This window comes from Flavisolibacter nicotianae, from assembly GCF_003628535.1.
GTDB classification, from domain to species: domain Bacteria; phylum Bacteroidota; class Bacteroidia; order Chitinophagales; family Chitinophagaceae; genus Flavisolibacter; species Flavisolibacter nicotianae.
In genome coordinates this window covers 212130-235091 of the sequence record NZ_RBCI01000008.1, presented here as the reverse complement: position 1 = coordinate 235091, position 22962 = coordinate 212130, and the positions used below count along the sequence as shown (strand labels likewise).

At 47.3% G+C, this 22962-nt stretch carries 30 protein-coding genes; 2 read left to right on the top strand and 28 right to left on the bottom strand.

All coding sequences use genetic code 11. The annotated features are described in order from the left end of the window. Window positions 1–139 precede the first annotated feature (139 nt). On the top strand, window positions 140–475 hold the full coding sequence (locus tag D6024_RS19400; RefSeq protein WP_121356447.1) for a YciI family protein: 336 nt from the start codon (window positions 140–142) through the stop codon (window positions 473–475). A 130-nt stretch (window positions 476–605) separates the two neighbouring features. Here D6024_RS19400 and D6024_RS19395 read toward each other — a convergent pair whose 3' ends face one another. The 26 genes from D6024_RS19395 to D6024_RS19270 form a co-directional block, all read right to left on the bottom strand. Beyond that, window positions 606–1835, bottom strand: coding sequence for a BaiN/RdsA family NAD(P)/FAD-dependent oxidoreductase (locus D6024_RS19395; protein WP_121356403.1), 1230 nt, complete (start codon window positions 1833–1835; stop codon window positions 606–608). Continuing rightward, a complete protein-coding gene (locus tag D6024_RS19390) occupies window positions 1836–2462 on the bottom strand; it encodes a T9SS type A sorting domain-containing protein (RefSeq protein WP_162944886.1) in 627 nt (208 codons plus the stop codon). Window positions 2463–2484: 22 nt separating this feature from the next. Continuing rightward, the gene (map, locus tag D6024_RS19385; protein WP_121356401.1) at window positions 2485–3285 is read right to left on the bottom strand and encodes a type I methionyl aminopeptidase; all 801 of its coding nucleotides are present in this window, start codon (window positions 3283–3285) and stop codon (window positions 2485–2487) included. A 161-nt stretch (window positions 3286–3446) separates the two neighbouring features. After that, window positions 3447–4790 (bottom strand): preprotein translocase subunit SecY, encoded by a 1344-nt coding sequence (gene secY / locus D6024_RS19380; protein WP_121356400.1) that lies wholly within the window; start codon window positions 4788–4790, stop codon window positions 3447–3449. A gap of 159 nt (window positions 4791–4949) precedes the next feature. Beyond that, on the bottom strand, window positions 4950–5399 hold the full coding sequence (gene rplO, locus D6024_RS19375) for a 50S ribosomal protein L15 (protein ID WP_121356399.1): 450 nt from the start codon (window positions 5397–5399) through the stop codon (window positions 4950–4952). 126 nt (window positions 5400–5525) lie between these two features. Continuing rightward, complete coding sequence (gene rpmD / locus D6024_RS19370; RefSeq protein ID WP_121356398.1) at window positions 5526–5708, bottom strand: 50S ribosomal protein L30; 183 nt, start codon at window positions 5706–5708, stop codon at window positions 5526–5528. Window positions 5709–5795: 87 nt separating this feature from the next. After that, window positions 5796–6314 carry a 30S ribosomal protein S5 gene (gene rpsE / locus D6024_RS19365; RefSeq protein ID WP_121356397.1) on the bottom strand — a complete coding sequence of 173 codons (519 nt, stop codon included), beginning with the start codon at window positions 6312–6314 and terminating at the stop codon, window positions 5796–5798. 30 nt (window positions 6315–6344) lie between these two features. Further along, window positions 6345–6704, bottom strand: coding sequence for a 50S ribosomal protein L18 (rplR, locus tag D6024_RS19360; RefSeq protein WP_121356396.1), 360 nt, complete (start codon window positions 6702–6704; stop codon window positions 6345–6347). A 107-nt stretch (window positions 6705–6811) separates the two neighbouring features. Continuing rightward, complete coding sequence (gene rplF, locus D6024_RS19355) at window positions 6812–7366, bottom strand: 50S ribosomal protein L6 (protein ID WP_121356395.1); 555 nt, start codon at window positions 7364–7366, stop codon at window positions 6812–6814. Between the two features lie 102 nt (window positions 7367–7468). Further along, window positions 7469–7867 (bottom strand): 30S ribosomal protein S8, encoded by a 399-nt coding sequence (gene rpsH, locus D6024_RS19350; protein ID WP_121356394.1) that lies wholly within the window; start codon window positions 7865–7867, stop codon window positions 7469–7471. 139 nt (window positions 7868–8006) lie between these two features. Continuing rightward, window positions 8007–8276, bottom strand: coding sequence for a 30S ribosomal protein S14 (gene rpsN, locus D6024_RS19345; protein WP_121356393.1), 270 nt, complete (start codon window positions 8274–8276; stop codon window positions 8007–8009). Between the two features lie 88 nt (window positions 8277–8364). Further along, entirely contained in the window at window positions 8365–8934 is a 570-nt protein-coding gene (rplE, locus tag D6024_RS19340) for a 50S ribosomal protein L5 (RefSeq protein ID WP_121356392.1), read from the bottom strand. Beyond that, window positions 8934–9263 carry a 50S ribosomal protein L24 gene (gene rplX, locus D6024_RS19335; RefSeq protein ID WP_121356391.1) on the bottom strand — a complete coding sequence of 110 codons (330 nt, stop codon included), beginning with the start codon at window positions 9261–9263 and terminating at the stop codon, window positions 8934–8936. Before rplX ends, rplE begins: the two co-directional genes overlap by 1 nt. 150 nt (window positions 9264–9413) lie before the next feature. Next, window positions 9414–9782 (bottom strand): 50S ribosomal protein L14, encoded by a 369-nt coding sequence (gene rplN, locus D6024_RS19330; RefSeq protein WP_121356390.1) that lies wholly within the window; start codon window positions 9780–9782, stop codon window positions 9414–9416. A gap of 135 nt (window positions 9783–9917) precedes the next feature. Further along, entirely contained in the window at window positions 9918–10187 is a 270-nt protein-coding gene (rpsQ, locus tag D6024_RS19325; RefSeq protein WP_121356389.1) for a 30S ribosomal protein S17, read from the bottom strand. 71 nt (window positions 10188–10258) lie between these two features. Continuing rightward, the gene (gene rpmC / locus D6024_RS19320; RefSeq protein WP_121356388.1) at window positions 10259–10465 is read right to left on the bottom strand and encodes a 50S ribosomal protein L29; all 207 of its coding nucleotides are present in this window, start codon (window positions 10463–10465) and stop codon (window positions 10259–10261) included. Between the two features lie 98 nt (window positions 10466–10563). Then, window positions 10564–10986 carry a 50S ribosomal protein L16 gene (gene rplP / locus D6024_RS19315; protein ID WP_121356387.1) on the bottom strand — a complete coding sequence of 141 codons (423 nt, stop codon included), beginning with the start codon at window positions 10984–10986 and terminating at the stop codon, window positions 10564–10566. Window positions 10987–11100: 114 nt separating this feature from the next. After that, complete coding sequence (rpsC, locus tag D6024_RS19310; RefSeq protein WP_121356386.1) at window positions 11101–11904, bottom strand: 30S ribosomal protein S3; 804 nt, start codon at window positions 11902–11904, stop codon at window positions 11101–11103. A gap of 26 nt (window positions 11905–11930) precedes the next feature. Further along, the gene (rplV, locus tag D6024_RS19305; protein ID WP_121356385.1) at window positions 11931–12269 is read right to left on the bottom strand and encodes a 50S ribosomal protein L22; all 339 of its coding nucleotides are present in this window, start codon (window positions 12267–12269) and stop codon (window positions 11931–11933) included. Between the two features lie 86 nt (window positions 12270–12355). Beyond that, window positions 12356–12625 carry a 30S ribosomal protein S19 gene (rpsS, locus tag D6024_RS19300; RefSeq protein WP_121356384.1) on the bottom strand — a complete coding sequence of 90 codons (270 nt, stop codon included), beginning with the start codon at window positions 12623–12625 and terminating at the stop codon, window positions 12356–12358. Between the two features lie 34 nt (window positions 12626–12659). After that, window positions 12660–13499 carry a 50S ribosomal protein L2 gene (gene rplB / locus D6024_RS19295; RefSeq protein WP_121356446.1) on the bottom strand — a complete coding sequence of 280 codons (840 nt, stop codon included), beginning with the start codon at window positions 13497–13499 and terminating at the stop codon, window positions 12660–12662. A gap of 84 nt (window positions 13500–13583) precedes the next feature. Continuing rightward, window positions 13584–13883, bottom strand: a complete 300-nt coding sequence (gene rplW / locus D6024_RS19290; protein WP_121356383.1) for a 50S ribosomal protein L23 — start codon at window positions 13881–13883, stop codon at window positions 13584–13586. A 79-nt stretch (window positions 13884–13962) separates the two neighbouring features. Next, window positions 13963–14601, bottom strand: a complete 639-nt coding sequence (rplD, locus tag D6024_RS19285) for a 50S ribosomal protein L4 (protein WP_121356382.1) — start codon at window positions 14599–14601, stop codon at window positions 13963–13965. 55 nt (window positions 14602–14656) lie between these two features. Next, a complete protein-coding gene (rplC, locus tag D6024_RS19280) occupies window positions 14657–15274 on the bottom strand; it encodes a 50S ribosomal protein L3 (protein ID WP_121356381.1) in 618 nt (205 codons plus the stop codon). A gap of 295 nt (window positions 15275–15569) precedes the next feature. Beyond that, window positions 15570–15875, bottom strand: a complete 306-nt coding sequence (gene rpsJ, locus D6024_RS19275; protein ID WP_028787065.1) for a 30S ribosomal protein S10 — start codon at window positions 15873–15875, stop codon at window positions 15570–15572. A gap of 275 nt (window positions 15876–16150) precedes the next feature. Beyond that, on the bottom strand, window positions 16151–18310 hold the full coding sequence (locus tag D6024_RS19270) for a right-handed parallel beta-helix repeat-containing protein (protein ID WP_121356380.1): 2160 nt from the start codon (window positions 18308–18310) through the stop codon (window positions 16151–16153). A gap of 47 nt (window positions 18311–18357) precedes the next feature. Between D6024_RS19270 and D6024_RS19265 the strand changes: the two genes are divergently transcribed. Then, a complete protein-coding gene (locus tag D6024_RS19265; RefSeq protein ID WP_121356379.1) occupies window positions 18358–19269 on the top strand; it encodes a lysylphosphatidylglycerol synthase transmembrane domain-containing protein in 912 nt (303 codons plus the stop codon). 84 nt (window positions 19270–19353) lie between these two features. Here the strand turns inward: D6024_RS19265 and D6024_RS19260 are convergent, their stop codons facing one another. Both D6024_RS19260 and fusA read right to left on the bottom strand, forming a co-directional pair. After that, entirely contained in the window at window positions 19354–20145 is a 792-nt protein-coding gene (locus D6024_RS19260; protein WP_121356378.1) for a DUF4382 domain-containing protein, read from the bottom strand. A 262-nt stretch (window positions 20146–20407) separates the two neighbouring features. After that, window positions 20408–22555 carry an elongation factor G gene (gene fusA, locus D6024_RS19255; protein ID WP_205573324.1) on the bottom strand — a complete coding sequence of 716 codons (2148 nt, stop codon included), beginning with the start codon at window positions 22553–22555 and terminating at the stop codon, window positions 20408–20410. Between the last annotated feature and the right edge of the window lie 407 nt (window positions 22556–22962).

Below are 22962 nucleotides of genomic sequence, written 5' to 3'. Positions count from 1 at the left end.
CCAGTTATGCGATATGATAATTTTTAATACCATTGCCACCCAAAATGCGCCGGGAAGAGAAACGGAAGTGTTGTCTTGCCGTTTTTCTTCCCTGCAAAAAAGGAAATTATCTTCAAGCGAACAACATAAACAAACCACCATGCAACCGATCACAGACGAATTCATGCAGCAGATGCTAGCGAAAACGAAAGGATATTCCTTGCTCCTGTTGAAGCCCGGACCGAATCTTAACCGGGAGGATTTGCAATCAATTATTTGGGAACACGGACGAAGCAACTTCCGCCTGCGGGCAGAAGGATTGCTCTCCATCGTCGCCCCTGTGACGAAAGAAAGCGATATCGTCGGCATCGGTATTTTCAATGCAGATGAAGCAACTGTTCACGAACGCATGAAGGATGATCCGGCCATCCGCGAAGAAATTTTCACGTACGAGATTCTTCCCATCATGAGCTTTCCCGGCGACAGCCTCCCGTGATTAGAAGAGCTGATCTCTAACCGAACGAAAATGGAGCATTAATCAAAATGGTGCAAACCCCGGCCATGGTAAATTGGCAGGGAGATAATTTCCTCAGGGATCCAGGGCTTTCTTACAAGAGAGAAATCTTTCACCCTTCTGCTAGTGCACTGATGCTTTTAGCAGCAATCCACCCGCTGGTCCAGGCATGCTGAAAATTGAAGCCACCGGTGATGCCATCGACATCCAGCACTTCGCCTGCAAAAAAAAGATTCGGCACTTTGCGGCTCATCAGGGTGTTGGGATCCACTTCGGATACGTTAATACCCCCGGCCGTTACGAATTCTTCCTTGAAGGTGGTTTTGCCTTTAACGTCTACGACAAAATCAACCAGGTTCCGGATGAGTGCATTTTCGGTTTTTGCAGGCAGGTCGGCAAAACGCAGATCTTCTTTCACCCCCGATTGTTCCAGCAGAAAATGCCATAGCCTGTTGGGCAAACCAAAGTTGTGATTGCTGATTTTTTTAGCCGCATGCAGTTTGCGGATTTCGCTGAATGATTCTTTCAGGCTTTGTTCATTGGCATCGGGAAGCCAGTTCAGGTGCAGTTTGAAGGTGTACTGTTTTTGTTCCAGTTCTCTTGCACCCCATGCGCTCAAACGCAAAACAGCCGGACCACTCAGGCCCCAATGGGTGATAAGAACAGGTCCTTCTTCCACCAGCTTGCTGCCTTCGATTTTTACTCTCGCCGTTTCCACGCTTACGCCCATCAACGCCGTAATGGGATGCTTGGGCAAATTGAAGGTAAACAGCGAGGGAACGGGGGCGGCAAAACTGTGCCCAAGATTTTGCAGCCAGTCGAACATGGATGCCTTGGGATAACCTCCAGTTGCCAGGCACACAAAATCGGCCTGAATTTGTTCACCGCTTTGAAACTTTACGGAAAACTGCCGGCTGCCGACTGTTAACTCTCTTACGTCTGCATTCATGCGAATATCAACACCATACAGGTTGGCTTCCTGCAGCAGGCAATCAATAATGGTTTGCGAAGAATCGGTAACAGGAAACATGCGGCCGTCCTTTTCGGCTTTCATCTTAACGCCGCGTTGCTCGAACCAGTTGATGGTATCGGTTGTAAAGAATTGATGAAAGGTTTTCTTGACGAAATTTTGTCCGCGGGGGTAGCGTTTGCTCATCTCCGCAATGTCAAAAAGAGCGTGGGTGACATTGCACCGGCCACCGCCAGAAACCCTGACCTTGGAAAGTAATTTGGATGTTTTTTCTACGATGGTTACCTGCAGGCCAGGATTCATTCTCGCCGCATTGACGGCGCAGAACAAGCCACCGGCACCACCGCCAATCACAACCAGTTGTTTGCGCATTTATTCTTTAATGAAGGAAAGTGTTTTTCTTTCTGATCCGGCTTCAACCACCAGCTGGTAAAGCCCCTGCAGCAGGGATTGGGCAGAAAGCGAAAGCTGGTTGATACCGGTTGATAAACGAAATGTTTGTGTTGCGACCTGCAGGCCATTCTGCGATACCACGGTTAGCGAAGCCTGCCTGGCTGATGCTGCAGTCAGTTCTACCTCGATGTTGTTCCGCACAGGGTTTTGCTTTAAGCGAACCACGATCTGCATTTCGCTGACCCTGGCTTCCTTCAAATCGGAATACACACTGATCCCGTCTTTTGAAATCAATTTCAACCGGTACCGCAGAGAAACGTTTTGTTTTGGTGTGGCATCGACAAAATCATAGTCGGCATTGCTGCCTTTGCTGATAGCAAGTTTGCTCCCCACCTTGGTGAAATTGATTCCGTCCTCCGACCGCTCGATGTCGAAACTCTTAAAATCCTCTGTTTCCTGGATAGACCATTTCAGCAAAACCACTTTGTCGACCGCCTGCACCTGGAAAACCGTTAATGGCACAGGCGACACTACTGCTGTATCGGACTGCGCACGGCTCTCGGTCAAAAAGAAGATTGCTGCCAGGAACAGCAAACAATTTTTCATAAGCATTGTCTTTTTCTGCGGCTCAGTAGTCAGCAAAAAGATTGCCGTTTTCTTTCTCAGCCTTCTCAATTTCGGTATAATTGGAAAGAACATCGGCTTTTCCCTTCTTAACGCAAACATCGTGTTCAAAGTGTACGGAAGGCTTGCCATCTTTTGTGCGGACGGTCCAACCGTCGTCTTCAGTATACACCTCTTTTTTGCCCAGGTTGATCATGGGCTCGATGGCAATCACCAGCCCTTCTTTCATGACCGGACCTGAACCACGTTTGCCATAGTTCGGAACCTGCGGATCTTCGTGCATGCTTTTGCCAAGACCATGGCCAACTAATTCTCTCACCACACCATAGCCATTCTTTTTTTCGGTATGTTCCTGGATGGCAAAGGAAATATCACCGATCCGATTGCCGGCCACGGCTTTTTCAATGCCTTTGTACAACGACTCCTTGGTAATTTTTACCAGCTTGATCACCTCATCCGATGGACGGCCAATCATAAATGTGTAAGCATGATCGCCATGATAGCCGTTTTTAAATACACCAACGTCAATAGAAACAATATCCCCTTCTTTCAACTCGTATTTCCCCGGAAAACCATGCACCACGACATCGTTTACGGAAATGCAGGAATTGAAGGGATAGCCGTGGTAATGCAAAAACGACGGCTTGCCACCGAGGTCCTTGATCACAGTGCCGATGAAGCCATCGATATCGATCGTCTTTAACCCGGGCTTTAGAATTTTGGCAGTTTCGGTCAATGTTTTGCTCACTTGCAAAGCACTGTGCCGCATCAGTTCAATTTGTTCTTCGTTCTTATAATGAATCATAATCTTGCGCTTTCAGTTACCAGCCGCTGTCTTTCGGTTTAAAACTACCGGAAAATGAAATTTTATAGGTAGCCGATGACAGAAAGCTGATGGCATTGACAAAAAAACCCGGTAAGATGTCTCACCAGGTTTTGATTTGTAAAAAGTTTATACGTGTCTTCTTAGTAAGAAGCCTGGGTTACAGTTCTGCCCTGGATACGGCCGCTCTTCATCAAACCATCGTACTGACGCATCAGCAATTGTGTTTCAATTTGCTGAAGCGTGTCGAGGATGACACCCACCATGATCAACAGCGAAGTACCTCCAAAAAATGTGGAGAAGCTCGGCTGAACACCAAGGCGTTGTGCAATACCGGGAAGAATACCAACCAGTGCCAACAGGATGGCGCCGGGCAGCGTGATCTTATCCATAATGCCACCGATATAGTCGGCTGTTGGCTGACCTGGCTTTACACCCGGGATGAAACCATTGTTCTGCTTCAGGTTGTCGGCGATTTGTTTGGGGTTAAAGATCAGGGCTGTGTAAAGGAAAGTAAATCCAATTACAACCACCGCGTAAACGATCATATACCCAACATTCGAGTGATCCTGGAACATGCTGGCAATACCGGTACCGGTTGCTGTGCCAGTCAGGTTGAACAACGTGGGCAGGAACAAAACAGCCTGCGCGAAGATGATCGGCATAACACCGGCACTGTTTACCTTAATGGGCAGGAACTGGCGGGCACCACCAAACTGGCGGTTACCAACAATCTGCTTGGCATAGTTAACCGGTATTTTGCGAACACCTTGCACCAGCATGATACATCCCATGATGATGGCAATGAGGATAGCGATTTCAACGATGAAAAGCAGGATCAAACCGGAACGGGTTGACTTGCTTCCCAGTTCCTGCATGAACGACTGCGGTAGGCGGGCCAGGATACCGATCATGATGATCAGCGACGTACCGTTGCCCAATCCCTTGTCCGTGATCTTTTCACCCAACCACATAACGAACATCGTACCGGCCGTCAGGATAACAACGGTCGACAACCAGAAATAATCGATATACGAAGGCAGGATACCTCCGGCCTGACCGGTGATCTGGCGCAGGTAGGCTACATAAGCAGAAGCCTGAACCATGGTCACCGCAACGGTCAGGTAACGGGTCCATTGGTTGATTTTCTTACGGCCGCTCTCACCTTCTTTCTGCATCTTCTGGAATTGTGGAACCAGAACGGTCATTAACTGAACAAAGATCGACGCGGAGATGTAAGGCATGATACCCAATGCAAAAATGGATGCCTGTGAAAAGGCACCACCTGCAAACGTGTTGATCAGGCCCAGGATACCGTTGCTCTTTGTTTGTTCGGCCACACGGGTCAGTCCTTCCGGATTCACACCGGGCAACACGATATGCGTACCGACACGATAGATAAACAACAGGAGCAGGGTGTAAAGGATTTTGCTGCGCAGTTCCTCTATGCTCCAGATGTTTTTTAAGGTCTTAATTAAATTTTTCACAGAAGAGAATTATTTGAAGTCAAAATTCAAAAGTCAAAAGTAAAAATGAGGTTGGGTGGCTTGCGAAAACCCTTTTGAACTCTGTTTTTTTACCTTTGACTTTTTTTTCAATAGCATTTAAATGCAAGACATTTACGGTGCCTTGCAATATAAGACAATTTACTTCACGATTTCAACGCTACCGCCAACGGCTTCGATCGCTTGCTTGGCTTTTTCGCTGATTGCGTTCACTTTGAAGGTGAGCTTTGATTTCAATTCTCCGTTTCCGAGCACTTTTACCCTGTCAGTCTGGTTAATGAGGCCGTTGGTGTACAGGTTTTCAAGAGAAAATTCCTGCAAACCATATTTTTCCTGCAGTTGCTCAATTTGTCCAAGGTTGAACACTTTGTATTCGATACGATCGGGGTTTTTGAAGCCACGCTTCGGAACACGACGTTGGATCGGCATCTGGCCACCTTCATGGGCACGCTTGCGCTTGTAACCTGCACGGCTCTGGCCACCCTTGTTACCTTTTGTTGATGTGCCACCATGTCCGGAAGCTTCACCACGACCTAATCTTTTCTCTTTGTGAACGGCGCCTTTAGCAGGACGCAAATTGTGTAGTTTCATCTTTGATTGATTTTTACTTACGGGGTTCTTCTCCCCTCGCTTTAAGAATGATGTTAAATGCTGAATGATAAATGTTGAATGGAACTACTCATTAATTCAACATTCAACACTTATCATTCAAATAATTTATGCGACGTCTTCTACGCTGATCATGTGCTCAACTTTGCGCACCATGCCAAGGATCTGCGGAGTGGCTTCCACTTCTTTCGAAGCGTTCAACTTATTTAAACCCAGGGCCTGCAAGGTCAGTTTCTGACGCTCGGGTCTGTCGATTGGGCTTTTGACTAAAGTTATTCTTATCTTTTTCATTGTAAGTAGTTTAAGGTTTTGGGTTTAGTGTTTAAGGTTGAGGTTTTGACCAACTCAAAACTTAAAACTCTAAACTCTAAACTTTTCTTATCCGTTAAATACTTTCTTCAACGCAACCCTTCTTGTTTTGGAAACAGAGATCGGTTCACGCAAAAGAGCCAAGGCTTCAAAGGTTGCCTTTACCACGTTGTGCGGGTTGGCAGATCCCAGTGACTTTGCCAGTACGTCGGTTACACCGGCGCTCTCCAGCACAGCACGCATTGAACCTCCGGCGATCACACCCGTACCGTGAGCGGCAGGCTTAATCAGGACTTTCGCAGCGCCAACTTTAGCCAACTGGTCGTGGGGGATTGTACCGTGCATTACCGGAACCTTGATGAGATTTTTCTTTGCATCTTCAATTCCTTTGGTAATTGCTTCCTGTACTTCTTTGGCTTTACCGAGGCCGTGGCCAACAACACCGTTTTCGTTGCCCACTACCACCAGTGCAGAGAAAGAGAACGTACGACCGCCTTTGGTAGTTTTGACTACACGATTGATAGCAACTACCTTTTCTTTCAGTTCAAGGTCGCCTGCTTTTACTCTGTTTAAAATTGCTTTTGCCATTTTATTATTTCGTAATTACGTAGTTAAAAATTAGAATACCAGTCCACCTTCTCTTGCGCCGTCAGCGACAGACTTTACACGGCCATGATACAGGTAACCGCTGCGATCAAATACCACGTTCTCGATACCGAGGTCTTTTGCTTTGCGGGCAATGGCCTGGCCTACCAGTTTGCCCTTTTCGCTTTTATTTCCTGCCTGGGCAGCAATGTCCTTGTCCCTCGAAGAGGCGGCAGCGATAGTTACGGCTGCATCGTCATCGATCAACTGAACGTAGATGTCCTTATTGCTACGGAAAACAGACAGACGGGGCTTTTGTGCAGTACCGGCAATCTTTCTACGGATGCGGTAGCGGATGTTCTGCCTTCTTGTTGTTTTTGCGCTTGTTCTCATTTTTCTGTATTTAATTCACGATTCTGCCGTGAATGATTTGATGTTTGAAGTTTGAGATTTGAAATTGGAAAACTCCAATCGCAAATCTCAAATAAGAAATTTCAAATTTATTTACCAGCAGCTTTACCGGCTTTCTTGCGTACGATTTCGCCAACATAACGCACACCTTTTCCTTTGTACGGCTCAGGCTTGCGCAGGCTGCGGATCTTCGCGGCAACTGCACCGAGCAGCTGGCGGTCAGTGCTTTCCAGTGTGATAGTTGGGTTTTGACCTTTCAACTGTTCGGTAGCCACTTTCAGTTCGTTTGGAACTTCGAAGATGATGTTGTGCGAGTAACCCAAAGCCAGGTCCAGTACATTTCCGGTATTGGCAGCTTTGAAACCCACACCAATCAGTTCAAGCTTTTTTGTGTAGCCTTCTGTCACGCCTTTTACCATGTTGGCAACAAGGGCTCTTGACAAACCATGCAGGGCACGGTGACGGATTTGGTCGGTGGGTCGAGTGATATTGATGGTACCATCTTTCACTTCCACGGTAATATCACGGTCAATTGTTTCCTGCAACTGGCCTTTCGGACCTTTTACAGAAACCACGTTGTCTTTTCCGACGGTAACCGTAACACCGCTGGGAACTGTAATTGGGGCTTTACCTATACGAGACATGTTCTAAAAAGTTTTAAGTATGAAGTTTTATGTTTTACGTTGCCGACCGGTCAGCCTAGTATAGTCTCGGCTTAATGTATCTGCAACTTTAGCTGGCAACGCTTAGTAGATGTAGCAAAGAACCTCGCCACCTACGTTTTGTGCTTTTGCTTCCTTGTCGGTCAAAACGCCCTTCGACGTAGAAACGATCGCAATACCCAGGCCGTTTTTCACACGACGGAACTCGGCAGGCTTCGCATAGGTACGCAGACCCGGGCGGCTTACTCGTTCCAGCGATTGGATGGCGGGTTGCTTGGTGGCGGCATCGTATTTCAAGGCAATCTTGATCACGCCTTGCTTGTTATCGTCTTCGAATTTGTATTTCAGAATATAACCCTGGTTGTACAAAATTTCAGTCATACGCTTTTTCAGGTTCGACGCAGGGATTTCCACGATGCGGTGACCGGCCATTTGCGCATTACGAATTCTTGTCAAAAAATCTGCAATAGGATCTGTTACCATGTTTATTGTCCTCCTACACCCCGGTTCACCCGGAGCAATTGGATGTTTTAAGTTGTTTAAAGTTTTGTGTCTTGTGTTTAGTGCATGTTTCAAACTTTGACTAACCCAAAGCTTAAAACACTAAACGCAAACCTTTTTCTTACCAGCTTGCTTTCTTCAAGCCTGGAATGGTACCGTTCAACGCCATGTCGCGCAGTGCCACACGGGAGATACCGAAATAACGGCTGTAACCACGGGGACGGCCGGTCATCTGGCAACGGTTTTTCAAACGCACTTTCGAAGAGTTTTTTGGCAAGGCATCCAATGCTTTCCAATCGCCGGCAGCTTTCAGTGCTTCTCTTTTTTCAGCAAACTGTGCGACCATTCTCTCTCTTTTACGTTGTCTGGCCTTTACTGATTCTTTAGCCATAGTTTATTTTAATTTGAAAATTTGAAAATTTGAAAAACTTGAAAATGGCTGTTTCATTTGCACATTTTCTCATTTTCACATTTGCTCATTATTTTTTGACATTTTTGAAAGGCATACCCAGTTCTTTCAACAGCTCGTATGCTTCTTCGTCATTTTGAGCACTGGTAACAAACGTGATGTCCATACCGGTGATACGACTCACTTTGTCGATATCGATCTCCGGGAAGATGATCTGCTCGGTTACACCCATGGTGTAGTTACCGCGACCATCGAATGACTTCTCGTTTACCCCTTTGAAATCGCGTACACGGGGAAGCGCAACGGAGATCAAACGATCCAGGAATTCATACATCTTTTCACCGCGCAGCGTAACTTTTGCACCAATCGGCATGTTCTTACGCAGCTTAAAGTTCGAAATGTCTTTTTTTGACATTGTCGCAACCGCTTTCTGACCGCTGATGGTTGACAATTCTTCAAGAGCAATGTCTACCAACTTCTTGTCATTCACCGCACCGTTCACACCACGGTTGATAGAGATCTTTTCCAAACGGGGAACCTGCATGAAGGATTTGTAGTTAAACCGCTTCTGCAATGCCGGTGCCACTTCGTTGGCATATTTTTCCTTTAATCTTGGAGTTACTTTAGTTTTCGTAGCCATTAGATGATCCCTCCAGATTTTTTAGATATACGAACTTTTTTATCGTCTTTTACTTCACGCTTTACCTTGGTGGCTTGCTTGCCGTCCCACAGCATCACGTTGGAGATAGCGATGGGAGCTTCTTTCTTCACGATACCGCCTTTGGTATTTTGCGCAGAAGGTTTTGTGTGCTTGGTGATGATATTCACACCGTCTACAATCACTTTACCATCTTCCACCAGCACCTCTTTCACCTCGCGAGGCTTTTTCAGGTCCTTGTCATCTCCGGCAATCACAACCACCTGGTCGCCTTTGCGGATGTTGTACTTGGGTTTAAATCTTGTCTTCATTTTTTATGGTTCCTTTTTCCCTCCCATTCCAACGGGAGGAGGAGTTTGCAAAATTAATTAAGTGAAGCGGGAAAGGTGAAACGGAAGACCGGAGTTAACGACAATTTGAGAGTTCCTCCGGTTTCACGTTTAACGTTTCTCGTCTCACGTTTACAGCACTTCCGGTGCCAGAGAAATAATCTTCATGTAGCCTTTATCGCGGAGCTCACGGGCAACAGGGCCGAAAATACGGGTACCTCTTGGCTCGTCGGCGGCGTTCAGGATCACAACCGCGTTATCATCGAAACGGATATAAGATCCGTCTTTGCGACGCAATTTGTTCTTTGTGCGAACGATTACCGCTTTTGCAACGGTACCTTTCTTAATACCACCGGCAGGGATGGCATCCTTTACCGTCACCACAATTTTATCGCCTACGCCGGCGTAGCGCTGACCACTGTTTCCCAATACACGGATACACAGTACTTCTTTCGCACCACTGTTATCCGCTACGGCCAAACGAGATTCTTGCTGGATCATTTTATTTAGCTTTTAGCTTCAGGCTGCAAGCTGCAAGCCTGCCTCCTACTGTTTTAAAATCATTATTATTATACTAACTGCCTGCTTTATGTAGCTCAAAGCTTGTGGCTTGTCGCTAATAGCCTGCAGCTTTTCTTACTTCACTTTCTCGACAATCTCTACCAGTCTCCAACGCTTAGTTTTGCTCAGCGGACGGGTTTCATGAATGCGGACAACGTCACCGATGCTCGCTTCGTTCTTTTCGTCGTGCGCATGAAACCGGGTCGTCTTTTTAATGAATTTACCATAGATTGGGTGCTTTACCTTACGCTCTACGGCAACAGTGATGGTTTTGTTCATCTTGTTGCTGGTAACCACACCAATTCTTTCTTTCCGTAAATTTCTTGTTGTTGTTGCTTCAGCCATATATTTAAGCTTTTAGCTTCTAGCTTCAAGCTACAAGCTTGCGGCTCGTAGCTAACAGCTTGTAGCTGTTATTAACCTTGTTGTTTCTTTTTTAATTCAGTTTTCAAACGGGCCACTTCTCTGCGCAGGTTGCGGATGTTCATTGGGTTTTCCAACGGAGAAATAGCGTGTGCAAATTCAAGCTTCTTTAAACGCAGCTCATCTTCCTGAATACGGGCAGTTAAGTCTTCCACGCTCAGCGCCTGAATGCTTTTTTTGAAATCAACTGTCTTTGACATTGTATTGTAATTTGAAAATTCGAAAATTTGAAAATTTGAAAATGAAGAGATGGTTCAAGCCATTTTCACATTTTCATATTTTCACATTATCACATTAATTAAGCTTCAGCCAGGTCGTGACGCTTGATGAATTTTGTTGCAATAGGCAGTTTACCGGCTGCCAGTTTCAGGGCGCCCTGTGCCACTTCTTCCGATACACCATCAATTTCGAAGATGATGCGACCGGGTTTTACCACGGCAGCCCAGTACTCCAGGTTACCCTTACCTTTACCCATACGCACCTCTGCAGGTTTGTTGGTGATCGGCTTGTCTGGGAAAATACGGATCCACACGTTCCCTTCACGCTTCATGTGACGGGTCAGGGCCTGACGGGCAGCTTCGATCTGGCGGTCAGTAATCCAATGGTCTTCCAAAGCTTTCAATGCATAAGAACCGAAAGAGATGGTTGTGCCTCTTTTCGCGTCGCCTTTCATGCGACCTTTCTGCATCTTTCTGTGCTTTGTTCTTTTCGGCTGTAACATAACTTGTTTATCGTTTGTGGTTTGTAGTTCGTGGTAAAACCTTCAACTAAAACCTGTCTTTACAATTTTTGTACTGTTCCTCGTTTCCAGCTTATGGCTGGCAGCTTGCGGCTCTTATCGGCGTCCACCACCTTGTCCGCCCTGACGGCCACCGCCTCTGCGATCGCCACCGCCACCACGGCGCTCACCTCTGTCATCGCGACGACCGAAATCACCACGGTTATCTCTTCTTCCGCCCATTTCACCGCCTTCTTTTCCGCCGATGATATTGGGGTTCAGGTCACGCTTTGCCAATACCTCACCACGGCAGATCCATACTTTGATACCGATCTTTCCGTATACAGTTTGCGCAAAAACGTTTGCATAATCAATGTCCATCCGGAATGTATGCAGGGGAACACGACCTTGCATGAACTTTTCGCTACGGGCAATCTCCGCACCGCCCAGGCGTCCGCTCAGCTGCACTTTAATTCCTTCGGCACCCATGCGGAGAGCAGAAGCAATCGCCATCTTCGTGGCACGCTTAAAGTTGATGCGGTTTTCGATCTGGCGGGCAATGGTATCGCCAACGATCATTGCATCCAGTTCAGGACGACGGATCTCGAGAATGTTGATCTGAACATCTTCCTTACCGGTCAGCTTCTTCAATTCTTCTTTCACACGATCAACCTCGCCACCACCTTTTCCGATGATGATACCAGGCTTTGACGTATGGATGGTGATGATCAGTTTTCCAAGCGTACGCTCAATCACGATCTTGGAGATACCACCTTTATTGATACGGGCATTCAGATACGTTCTGATTTTGTTATCCTCAATCAGTTTGTTGGCAAAGTCTTTCTTGTTGCCATACCAGTTAGATTCCCATCCGCGGATGATACCTAACCTGTTACCAATCGGATTTGCTTTTTGACCCATGATTATATTTTATGTACGATTTTGAATTAAGGTTTTGCGTCTACAATGACAGTGACGTGATTGCTTCTTTTGCGAACGCGGTAACCACGACCTTGCGGAGCGGGACGCATGCGCTTCAGCGTTCTGGCACCATCAACGAAGATGGTTTTTACATACAGAGAACCCTCGTCACCACCTTCGTTTTTCTGCTTCCAGTTGCTGATGGCACTCAGCACCAGTTTACGCATAGGCACCGCCGGGTGTTTTGGATTGTGCTCCAGAACCGCCAGGGCCTTTTCTACTTGCATGCCACGGATCAAATCGGCCAGGAGGCGCATTTTACGGGGCGATGTCGGGTAATTTCTCAGTTTTGCTACTGCTTCCATTTTATATCTTGTTTGGTGTTTTGGGTCTTGAGTTTTGAGTTTCGTGTACTTCACTCAAAACTCTAAACGTTAAACTCAAAACTGTTTTATCCTTTTTTACTTGAGTGTCCTTTGAAGTTACGGGTAGGTGCAAACTCGCCGAGCTTGTGACCAACCATGAACTCTGTTACATACACAGGAATGAATTTGTTCCCGTTGTGTACAGCGAACGTGTGACCAACAAAATCAGGAGTGATTGTCGAACGACGGCTCCAGGTTTTAATCACACCTCTTTTTGTTTTACCGTCATTGATCGCAACAACTTTATCTTCTAAATGAGCTGCTACGTAAGGACCTTTTTTAATTGAACGAGCCATGTGTTATTTCGAATTACTGATGTTAAAAGATTGATTATTTCGCCAGTTTGGAACCATTCTTACGCTGGATGATCAGCTTGTCGCTTCCTTTACCCTTGGTGCGTGTTTTCAACCCACGAGAGTATTGGCCGTTTCTGCTGCGAGGCTGGCCACCGGAGGCTTTACCTTCACCACCACCCATCGGGTGATCCACAGGGTTCATGGCAACACCACGGTTTCTTGGCTTGATCCCTTTCCAACGGTTGCGACCGGCTTTACCCATTGACTGGAGCTGGTGATCCGAGTTGGAAACAACGCCGACTGTTGCATGACAATTAATCAATACTTTGCGCAATTCGCCACTCGGCATTTTCAATACAGCATACTTCTCTTCTTTGTTCGACAACTGCGCAGAAGAACCGGCAGAGCGGGCAATTTTACCACCCTGGCCAGGCTGCATTTCGATGTTGTGAACCACAGTACCCAACGGCATATTTTTCAACTGGAGCGTATTACCCAGTTCAGGCGCCACGGCTTCGCCGCTGACAACCGTCATTCCCACCTGCAGACCTTGCGGGCAAAGGATGTAACGCTTTTCACCGTCTGCATAATTCAGCAGGGCGATGAACGCCGTACGGTTCGGATCGTACTCGATGGTTGCCACCTTTGCAGGGATTTCTTTTTTATCCCGCTTGAAATCGATGATACGATACGCATTCTTGTTACCGCCACCGATGTAACGCATCGCTCTGCGACCAGAGGAGTTACGACCACCGGAACCTTTCTTTGACTCGAGCAAAGATTTTTCCGGCGTGTCTGTTGTGATCTCAGCATATGCATTGCCAATTCTCCAACGAGTACCGGCTGTAATGGGTTTGTATTTTCTTAGTGCCATGTTTGCAATTTTTGCGGCCTTGCGGGCCATTCTTTTTAAGTCAAAATTCAAAAGTCAAAAGTTGGTCTTTTGTCTTTCTACTTCTTAGATGTTCGAGTAAAGATCAATTGTTTCGCCTTCGGCAACTGTTACCAGCGCTTTCTTGTAAGCCGATTTTTGTCCTTGTACAAAACCTTTTTTAGTGTAGCGGGTTTTGTTTTTACCAGGAACCACAATTGTGTTGACATCAACGATTGTTACACCGTAAACGGCTTCAACAGCTTTCTTGATTTCCAGCTTGTTGGCTTTACGGGCTACCTTGAAAGCATAGCGGCGCAGGCTTTCCTGCTGGCCGTTTGCCTTTTCGGTTAGGATGGGTTTTATTAATACTTCAGAAGGTCTCATCTGAAAAAAATTTGAAAATTTAGAAATTTGAAAATTTGAAAAGGAACGAACCGGCCATTTTCAAATTTTCATAGTTGGCTTAAGCTGCAGCTTCTTCCTCGTTACCGGCAAAGATCTTGGCAGCGCCTTCGGTCAATACCAGCACTTCGGAATTCACGATATCGTAGGTATTTACATCGCTCAGCAACGTGGTCAATACTGACGGAATGTTGCGGCTCGATACGTATACGTTTTCGTTGTATTCCGGAAGAACAAAAATGCTCTTCTTCTCGCCTACCTTCAGGCTGTTCAGGATACCGGCAAAGGTTTTTGTCTTCGGTGCATCCAGGGTTACATCTTCAACGATGACGATCGCATTTTCCTTTGCCTTGTGCGCAAGGGCTGACATTTTCGCCAGGTCTTTCACCTTGCGGTTCAGCTTGACTTCGTACTTGTGCGGCTTGGGACCGAAGATAGTACCACCACCTTTGTACAGCGGGTTACGAATGTTGCCCTTACGAGAGCCACCGGTACCTTTTTGCTTGTGCAGTTTGCGGCTGGCACCTTGCACTTCGGCACGGGTTTTTACTTTGTGTGTACCCTGGCGCTGGGCTGCCAGGTATTGCTTTACAGCAAGGTAAATGGCGTGGTCGTTTGGCTCGATACCAAAGATTTCTTCAGGAAGCTCAACAGTTCTACCTGTTTCTTGTCCTTGTATGTTGAATACTTTTACTTGCATGATAATTTTTATTTTATCACTGGCTTATCCGTACGGACACGCCAGCGGCGTGTCCCTATTTCTGGATTAAAACGATTGAACCATTATGGCCCGGAACTGAACCACTTACCAAAATGAAATTTTTCTCAGGGAAAATCTTAACGATCTTCAGGCCTTTCACCTTTACACGGTCGGTACCCATACGGCCGGCCATGCGCATGCCTTTGAATACACGGGAAGGGTAAGACGAACCACCGATCGAACCCGGAGCTCTTTGACGGTCGTGCTGACCGTGAGAAGCTTCACCCACACCACTAAATCCGTGGCGCTTAACAACACCCTGGAAGCCTTTACCTTTTGTGGTACCGACAACCTCGACTTTTTCGCCTTCGGCGAAGATGTCTACTGTGATGGTGTCACCAATATTTTTGTCGAGAGAAGAGTTGCGAAATTCCTTTACAAATTTCTTAGCCGGAGTGCTGGCCTTGGAGAAGTGTCCTTTTTCTGCTGCAGTGGCGTGTTTGTCTTTCTTGTCGCCGAAGGCTACCTGGATAGCGCTGTAGCCGTCTGTGTCCTGTGTCTTGACTTGCGTAACGACGCAAGGACCAGCTTCGATAATCGTACAAGCGGTTTGTTTGCCGCTCGGATCGAAGACGCTGGTCATCCCAATTTTTTTACCAATGATACCTTTCATTTGTTTTGCGGTTTAATCCCCGCAAGGTTGTGCAAGACAGACCCATTGGTATAGTTGGGTCTTCAATCCTGGTTCATCATCCGACCTTTTCTTTTATCTCGCTTTACGCGGTCCGCTCGTGGCGGCTTCAGAAGTACCGGCGACAAACAAACCTCGAAGGGCTTGTTTATATGTAATGTGCGGTTTTACCCGCATTTTGTTTCAGAGCTCTTTTTTCGCTTCCCGGAAAACGGGATTCGGTTGAGAGATGAGAAATGGTTTTATAAGAACTGCTTGCCTTTGGTAAGGACTTCTTTTACGCTTTGATTTCAACCTCAACACCAGAGGGCAAATCCAGCTTCGACAGGGCATCTACGGTTCTTGAAGAAGAAGTGTAGATATCCAGCAGGCGCTTGTGAGTGGCCAACTGGAACTGTTCGCGGCTCTTTTTGTTCACGTGGGGTGAACGCAACACGGTAAAGATCTTCTTGCGGGTAGGCAGAGGAATTGGACCTGTAACTACGGCGCCGGTGCTACGAACAGTCTTAACAATTTTCTCTGCTGATTTGTCTACCAGGTTGTGGTCGTAAGACTGAAGTTTAATTCTGATTCGTTGTGACATAATCGATTCCCATTTTTTACAATGGGAGTGCAAAAGTAGGGGATCATTTCATATGCACAAAGAAAGACAAAAGTTTTTTTGTGAAGAAAGGCCTAAAGCAACCGGAAATGGGCAGGCGGCGACCGGCTTTGGGTAAAAAAAGGCAAATCTTAGGGTAAACTCAATTGCCCAGGTCGGCCAAGATTCTTAGAAGATTGGAGCTTTCCAGGTTCGCGAAGGCGATTTACTTTAAATAGAACAGATCGCTCCTGACTGCGCTAAGGAAAGAATCACGATCAATTCTTCTTGGCCAGTTTCAGGCTTAAGGTCGCAAAACCGTGGAGGTTGGCATGCTCAATCCTGAAGCGATGCCATCCGCCGAGGTTAATGCCCACCCTCCTGTTTGGCGCCTCGTCGAATGTATACTTCGACGGCTCCCATTCATCGATCACCAGCTTTCCATCAATATATACCCTTACGGCATCGTCCCAGGTAACGCTCAGCTCGTAGAGGCCTTTGTCCATCTCGGCCTTACCCTCGGCGATAGTCAGAAACTGCTGGTACGAACTGTCCTTCGTTTTGATTCCACTCCACCAGGCGTAGTCAAGCCTGTCCACAGATTCTACCTTGATGGGTTGTTGTGTTTCCAGGTTTTTCAATGTTTCCTTTTTGACCGGGTTACTGGCACTATCAAAGGCAAACCATTTTACCGTAAACGGTATAGGCTGAAAAAACTTTTTGAATTGGAAGCGGTATGGCCGGTTTGCTGCCACCCGGTTTCCAAACACATCGGTAAATGCCGGCCCGCGGTATTCGGCCGTAACAACAATGTCATGCTTCGCTCCTGCTTTTTTGGTTATCCTGAGTTTACCGGGAAAGCTGTCGCCTGCCGCCTGGTAATCTACCGCTCCTTTCACCGAAACGATCTTCCATTTACCCCTGGGACCAAACACGTCAAATTCCATTTTGCCTGCCGTATCGGTTGGATTCGAATTCCAAAGAATCGGGTAGCCATAATCATAAGGTCCCCATTCTGTCATGCGAATGTTTTTGCGTCCCGCCAGCTTGCCGTTTCCTTTAAAAGCATCCATTCCATTTGGCAGGCTGTAGTCGAATGCTGCGGTATCGTAAACCCGTTGCGGCACACTGTCTAGGTTGGTAACCGTACTGTCTTTGTTGTATTGTTTCGCGTTTTCGGAATAGACGTTGTCAAAAATGGCCAGGCTATCGGTCCGCTGCAGGTCAAAGACTGTTCCGTTGCGGCTGAAATTGTTGGTACCGATCGTGTAGTCCACGCTTCGCGTATCGCGGAATTTTGCATAGCCCCAATCCAAAGGCTGCTGTGGCCGCGACCAAATTTTAATGGCCTCTTTGTTCTCCAGGAAAGTATTGCCAGTAATCTCGTTGTGCTGCCCATGTTCGATGGCAATGGCAACGCGGTTGTTGCGAAATTGGTTATCGGCAATGGCCGAGTGGAAACTGTATCCGCCCCACACCCCATGATCACATTCGTAAATCCGGTTGTGAGCAATGATGTTGCGGCTAAACGTTACTTCAACACCATTGGTGGGTGAATAGGAAAAGTCGTTGAAGAGAAGTTGATTGTCGTTGCAGCCGCCCTGTCCCGTGTCCATGGTCGACTGGCCCGCCCATAAGAAAAAGCCGTCGCCGCTGTGCGTAACGGAGTTTTTAAAAAACAGGTTGCCGCTGCTTTGCTCATAAACCAGGATGCCGGCACTATCCTGTCCCCTGTTATACACCCCATGGCTATAGCCACGCACATTAAAGTTTAGACGGTTATGCAGTACCTTGTTGTAGCTACTGCGATAAAAGCCCAGGCCCAATCCTGAATTATACGAAAAATCGTTGTTGTAGATCATGGCGCCAACGCAGGCCGTCATCAGCAGGGCGTTTTGACCGCCGGTAACTTTGTTGCCAGAAATCACGGCGCCGTTGCACCCCTTTAAGTAAATAGCAGCCCCGTAGCGAAGCCATTCGTCGTTTTCGTTGTGGTGATGGCTCAGCCAGTCGGAAATGTCTTCTTTCTCCTGCGTGCTATTAAGGCGCTGCCGGTAATTATAACTGAAATCGCAGTTTTCGATTTTCAGCCCTTCAACATTACGGGCCAGCACGGCAACTTTATAGCCCCTGGCTGTCAGGTTTTTGATCGTAATGTTTTTCCCGCCTTTGATCAGAACCGCCACGCCGTAAAATTCATCCGGGTTCTTTTTGGTGGAGCTTCCCCGCAACACCGCATGATTGAAATCGACGGTGATATTGTCTCCCATAATTACGATGGCACTCTTGGTCAAACTGTCGAAACCATTCAATGCATACACCCCCTTTTTGATTGTTGCCGACCGGGTGATGGTCATGCCTCGATGAAGCATTACCTGCGCCTGAACCGAGAAACATATCAGCAACAGGAAAACGAGCCATCCTATTTTTTTATTCATCCTTTTCGTTTTACTTGCACCGCTTTTGTGAGCGCTAAATTTAATGAATGCCGACAGAGATCACCCCTGAAAAAAAAGAATCGAGGACGAAGAAACTGGTGAAGTTGCTTGTCAAGATCGTGATTACTGTTCTTTGTTTTTGGTATATCTCCCGGAAGATTGATTTCGGCAAAGCATTCGATGCCCTGCAAACAGCCAATTGGGCCTTTTTCGTGTTGGCAGTTTTGGCCTACATTCTTTCAAAACTGGTGGCCGCTTACCGGCTCAACATCTACTTTCAAAATATCAGCCTCCATCTGCCGCAGTGGCAAAACATCAAGCTTTACTGGCTCGGCATGTTCTACAATCTTTTTCTACCGGGATCTATCAGTGGCGATGCTTACAAAGTGGTTGTGCTGAACAAGCGGTTTGGTGCATCCTATCGAAAAACCAGTGCTGCCGTACTGCTCGACCGGTTCAGCGGCTTGCTTGGCCTGGGTGTTCTGCTTTGTATTTACGGCGTAATTGTGTTTGACAATAAAACGTACGACCTGGTATTGGTTGGCGGATGCCTGCTCGCCATTGCGGCTTTGTATTTTACGATTGCAAAATTTTTCACCGATTTTCTTCCCGGCTTTCTGCCCACGTTTTTCTGGGGTCTTGTCGTGCAGGCCATCCAGGTGGGGGGCATCTACCTGATTTTATCGGCCCTGCACATCACTGCAAATGGCAAGGAATGGGTGTTTATCTTTCTTTTTGCCTCGGTCGTTTCGGTCCTGCCGCTTTCACTGGGCGGAGGGCTGGGCACAAGGGAAGTCGTGTTTGCCGAAGGCGCCACCTATTTTCATATCGATCCGCATGTTGCCGTCATCATCAGCCTTCTTTTTTACCTGAGCAGCGTGGCTGGCGCTGCCTGGGGCGCCTATTTCGTCTTTCACGATCCGCTGCAGGGAATGACACCCTCCAAACAATCACCGTAAACGAATTCCCAAATAATGGCCGAAAGGCATCGTTATAAAAAAGGCCGGCTACAAAGCCGGCCTTCTCTATTGTAAAAAAACATCTTACTGTACCAAATGCACAGTATCCACGACAGTCACATTGTTCACGGTTACGTTGACACCTGCTTTTGTCTGCGACTTGAATGTGCTGTTGCCAGGCACAAAGGCCAGTGAATAGGAACCTGCATTCAACCCTTTCAGCATGTAGGCACCGCTCACGGTATGCGTTCCGGCTACCGTATCGGTTCCCTGCAAAGCATAAACGGCTGTGGCAATACTATCCGGCGTTACAAAACCACGTACACTGCCGCCGATGGCTTCCAGGGTTGTGCGGATCACCGGCTTCAATAGGTATTTTCCATTCCCGGTCTGAACGATTGAACGGGATGCATCAAAGTCCATCAACAGTTTGTACGTCACGCCTTCGTTTACATCCTGGTGGATATTCAGTTTCAGCCCGGATTGTTGTGCACTGGGCGTTTGGAGTTTAATTGTTTGCCCGTTGACCCGCACAAAATTGTTATCGCCCAAAATGAGACGGATTTGTTCGATGCGGCCGGTGTTGATCTGCGCATCGGCCAGTACGGTATCTTTCCCGTTGGCCAGCCGCAGGATATCGTAACTGCCGGTTTTTACGCCATTCAGGCTTACCCAGCCGTTTGCGGTATCGTTTGAATAATTGATGCGGATATCCTGCACGTCGATGTTCACTTCATCATAATTGCCCGGGCCATCGGTCAGCGCCACCTGCATGTGGGCTTTGCCATCGCCGGAGGAAACATCATTTTTGGAACAAGCATAAAAAGAGAAAACGGTAGCTGCAGCAGCCAATACGAGGAAACGTTTAGTTTTCATGACAGAAAAATTTTCCTGTCACGGGCAAGGATGGTGCCAATGTTAAAGAACGTGAAAATGGGCTCCGAAGAGCCCGCAGGACAATTGACCCGGTTGGTGTTTTTCATAGGCCAGTAACGGCCAGTATGAAGAGGGGCAATTATCTTGACTCAAAGACAAAATCAATGCCTAAACGGTTGCATGCTGTTTCTAATTAGATTTTTTTTCAATAAAAAATCCCGTCAGTTGCCCGACGGGATTTTTATTTCGAGAATACCAATTCTTATTCAGCGCTCACTTTGCCCTTGCTCTTCGCGATCACTTCTTCAGCGATGTTGTTCGGAGCCGGAGAGTAGTGAGAGAACTCCATCGTAGACGATGCACGACCGGAAGACAGCGAACGCAGTTGGGTTACATAACCAAACATTTCGCTCAGCGGAACTTTGGCCTTGATCACCTGTACGCCTGCACGGGTATCCATACCTTCCATCATACCGCGACGACGGTTCAGGTCACCGGTAACATCACCCATGTACTGGTCAGGAGTCAGCACTTCCACTTTCATGATCGGCTCCAGCAAAACAGGTTTTGCTTTTCTTGCCGCTTCGCGGAAACCTTGCTTGGCGCAAAGTTCGAACGACATGGCGTCCGAGTCAACCTGGTGGAACGAACCATCAAAAATGCGCACTTTCATGTTGTCAACCGGGTAAGAGGCCAGCACACCGGTACCCATCGACGCTTCGAAGCCTTTCTGGATTGGCGTGATGAATTCTTTCGGAATGGAACCACCGAAGATATCGTTCACGAACTGGAAATTCTTGTCCGGGTTTGCTTCTTTCCAATCAGCATCAACCGGTCCGAGGTTGAAGACGATATCGGCAAACTTACCACGACCACCCGACTGCTTTTTCAGCACTTCACGGTGTTCGACAGTTGTGTTGAATGCTTCTTTATAGGCAACCTGGGGAGCACCCTGGTTTACTTCTACTTTAAATTCGCGACGCATACGGTCAACGATGATCTCCAGGTGCAATTCACCCATACCGCTCAACACGGTCTGGCCTGTATCTTCATCTGTTTTTACACGCAGTGTCGGATCTTCTTCAATCAGCTTTGCAATGGCCATACCCATTTTGTCAACGTCGGCCTGCGTTTTCGGCTCAATGGCGATAGAGATCACCGGCTCCGGGATGAACATGTTCTCCAGCGTGATCGGGTGGTTCTCGTCGCAAAGGGTATCACCGGTTTTGATTTCTTTGAAACCAACCGCTGCACCAATATCACCAGCCTCGATGAAGTCGATCGGGTTTTGTTTGTTGGCAAACATCTTCATGATACGGCTGATCCGCTCCTTCTTACCGCTGCGTACGTTCAGTACGTATGAACCGGCATCGAGGTGGCCAGAATAAGCCCGGAAGAAGGCCAGGCGACCAACGAACGGGTCAGTCATGATCTTGAAGGCCAGGGCTGCAAAAGGTTCTTTGGCATCCGGTTTCCGCGTGATTTCCTCACCTGTGTTGGGATCTGTACCTGTTACGGCTTCAATATCAACCGGAGAAGGCAGGTAGCGGCAAACAGCATCCAGTGCCGTTTGTACACCTTTATTTTTGAAAGAAGAACCGCACATCATTGGAACGATGCTCAGGTCGATGGTTGCTTTGCGGATCGCTTCGTGCACTTCGGCTTCCGTAATTGTGCTCGGATCGTCGAAGAATTTCTCCAGCAACTTGTCATCGTATTCAGCAACGGCTTCAATCAGGTTTTGTCTCCACTCGTTTACTTCGTCCACCATGTCAGCAGGGATAGCGATCTCGTCGAACGTCATTCCTTCTGTTTCCATGTGCCAAACGATGCCCTTCATTTTGATCAGGTCAACCACGCCTTTGAAATCATCTTCAGCGCCGATCGGAAGCTGCAGGGGAACGGCTTTCGCACCCAGCATTTCTTTTACCTGGTTTACCACCATCAAAAAGTCGGCACCCTGGCGGTCCATTTTGTTGACGAAACCGATCCGCGGTACACGGTAACGGTTTGCCTGGCGCCATACGGTTTCCGATTGAGGCTCTACACCATCAACCGCAGAAAACAGGGCAATCAGGCCATCCAGTACACGCATGGAACGCTCTACTTCTACGGTAAAGTCCACGTGACCCGGAGTATCGATAATGTTGAAATAGTATTTTTTTGTATCGGGAGTTGCCTTACCTAATACAGTAGGGAAATTCCACTGGCAGCTTACCGCCGCAGAGGTAATGGTAATCCCTCTTTCTTTTTCCTGCTCCATCCAGTCGGTTGTAGCAGCCCCGTCATGCACCTCACCAATCTTGTGGATCATGCCGGTATAGCGCAAAATACGCTCTGTAGTGGTCGTCTTACCCGCATCGATGTGGGCGGCGATACCAAAGTTGCGTTGAAATCTTAAGTCTGCCATGATTGATTAAAATTGAATTTGGAGCGCAAAGGTAAGCGTTTAGCCCTGAAATCCGGCAAAAGAAAAGGGCCAAAATCGTTAACCCTAGATTAAATCCGGTTGAAATCCGGCGCCTTCTGTTTGGTGCAGGAAAGCACTCTTGAACGGTCGCTGTAAACAAGGACGTAAAAAAACAAAGTCCAACAATCACTATTCTAAAGTACTTACGGATGGTGTGAAAAGAAACAAACAAAAGAACGACACGGCATGTTGCAACTCTACCAGAAAATTTCGGATGACATTTTTCACACGCTGCGATTGCGCAGGTCGAAGCACGAGTAGCATAAGCAAACCAGTTAGAACGACCTGCGACGCAGACGCAGCGCACATTTCCCATGCATGCGTTTGCATTGCACCTGTCAACTTCC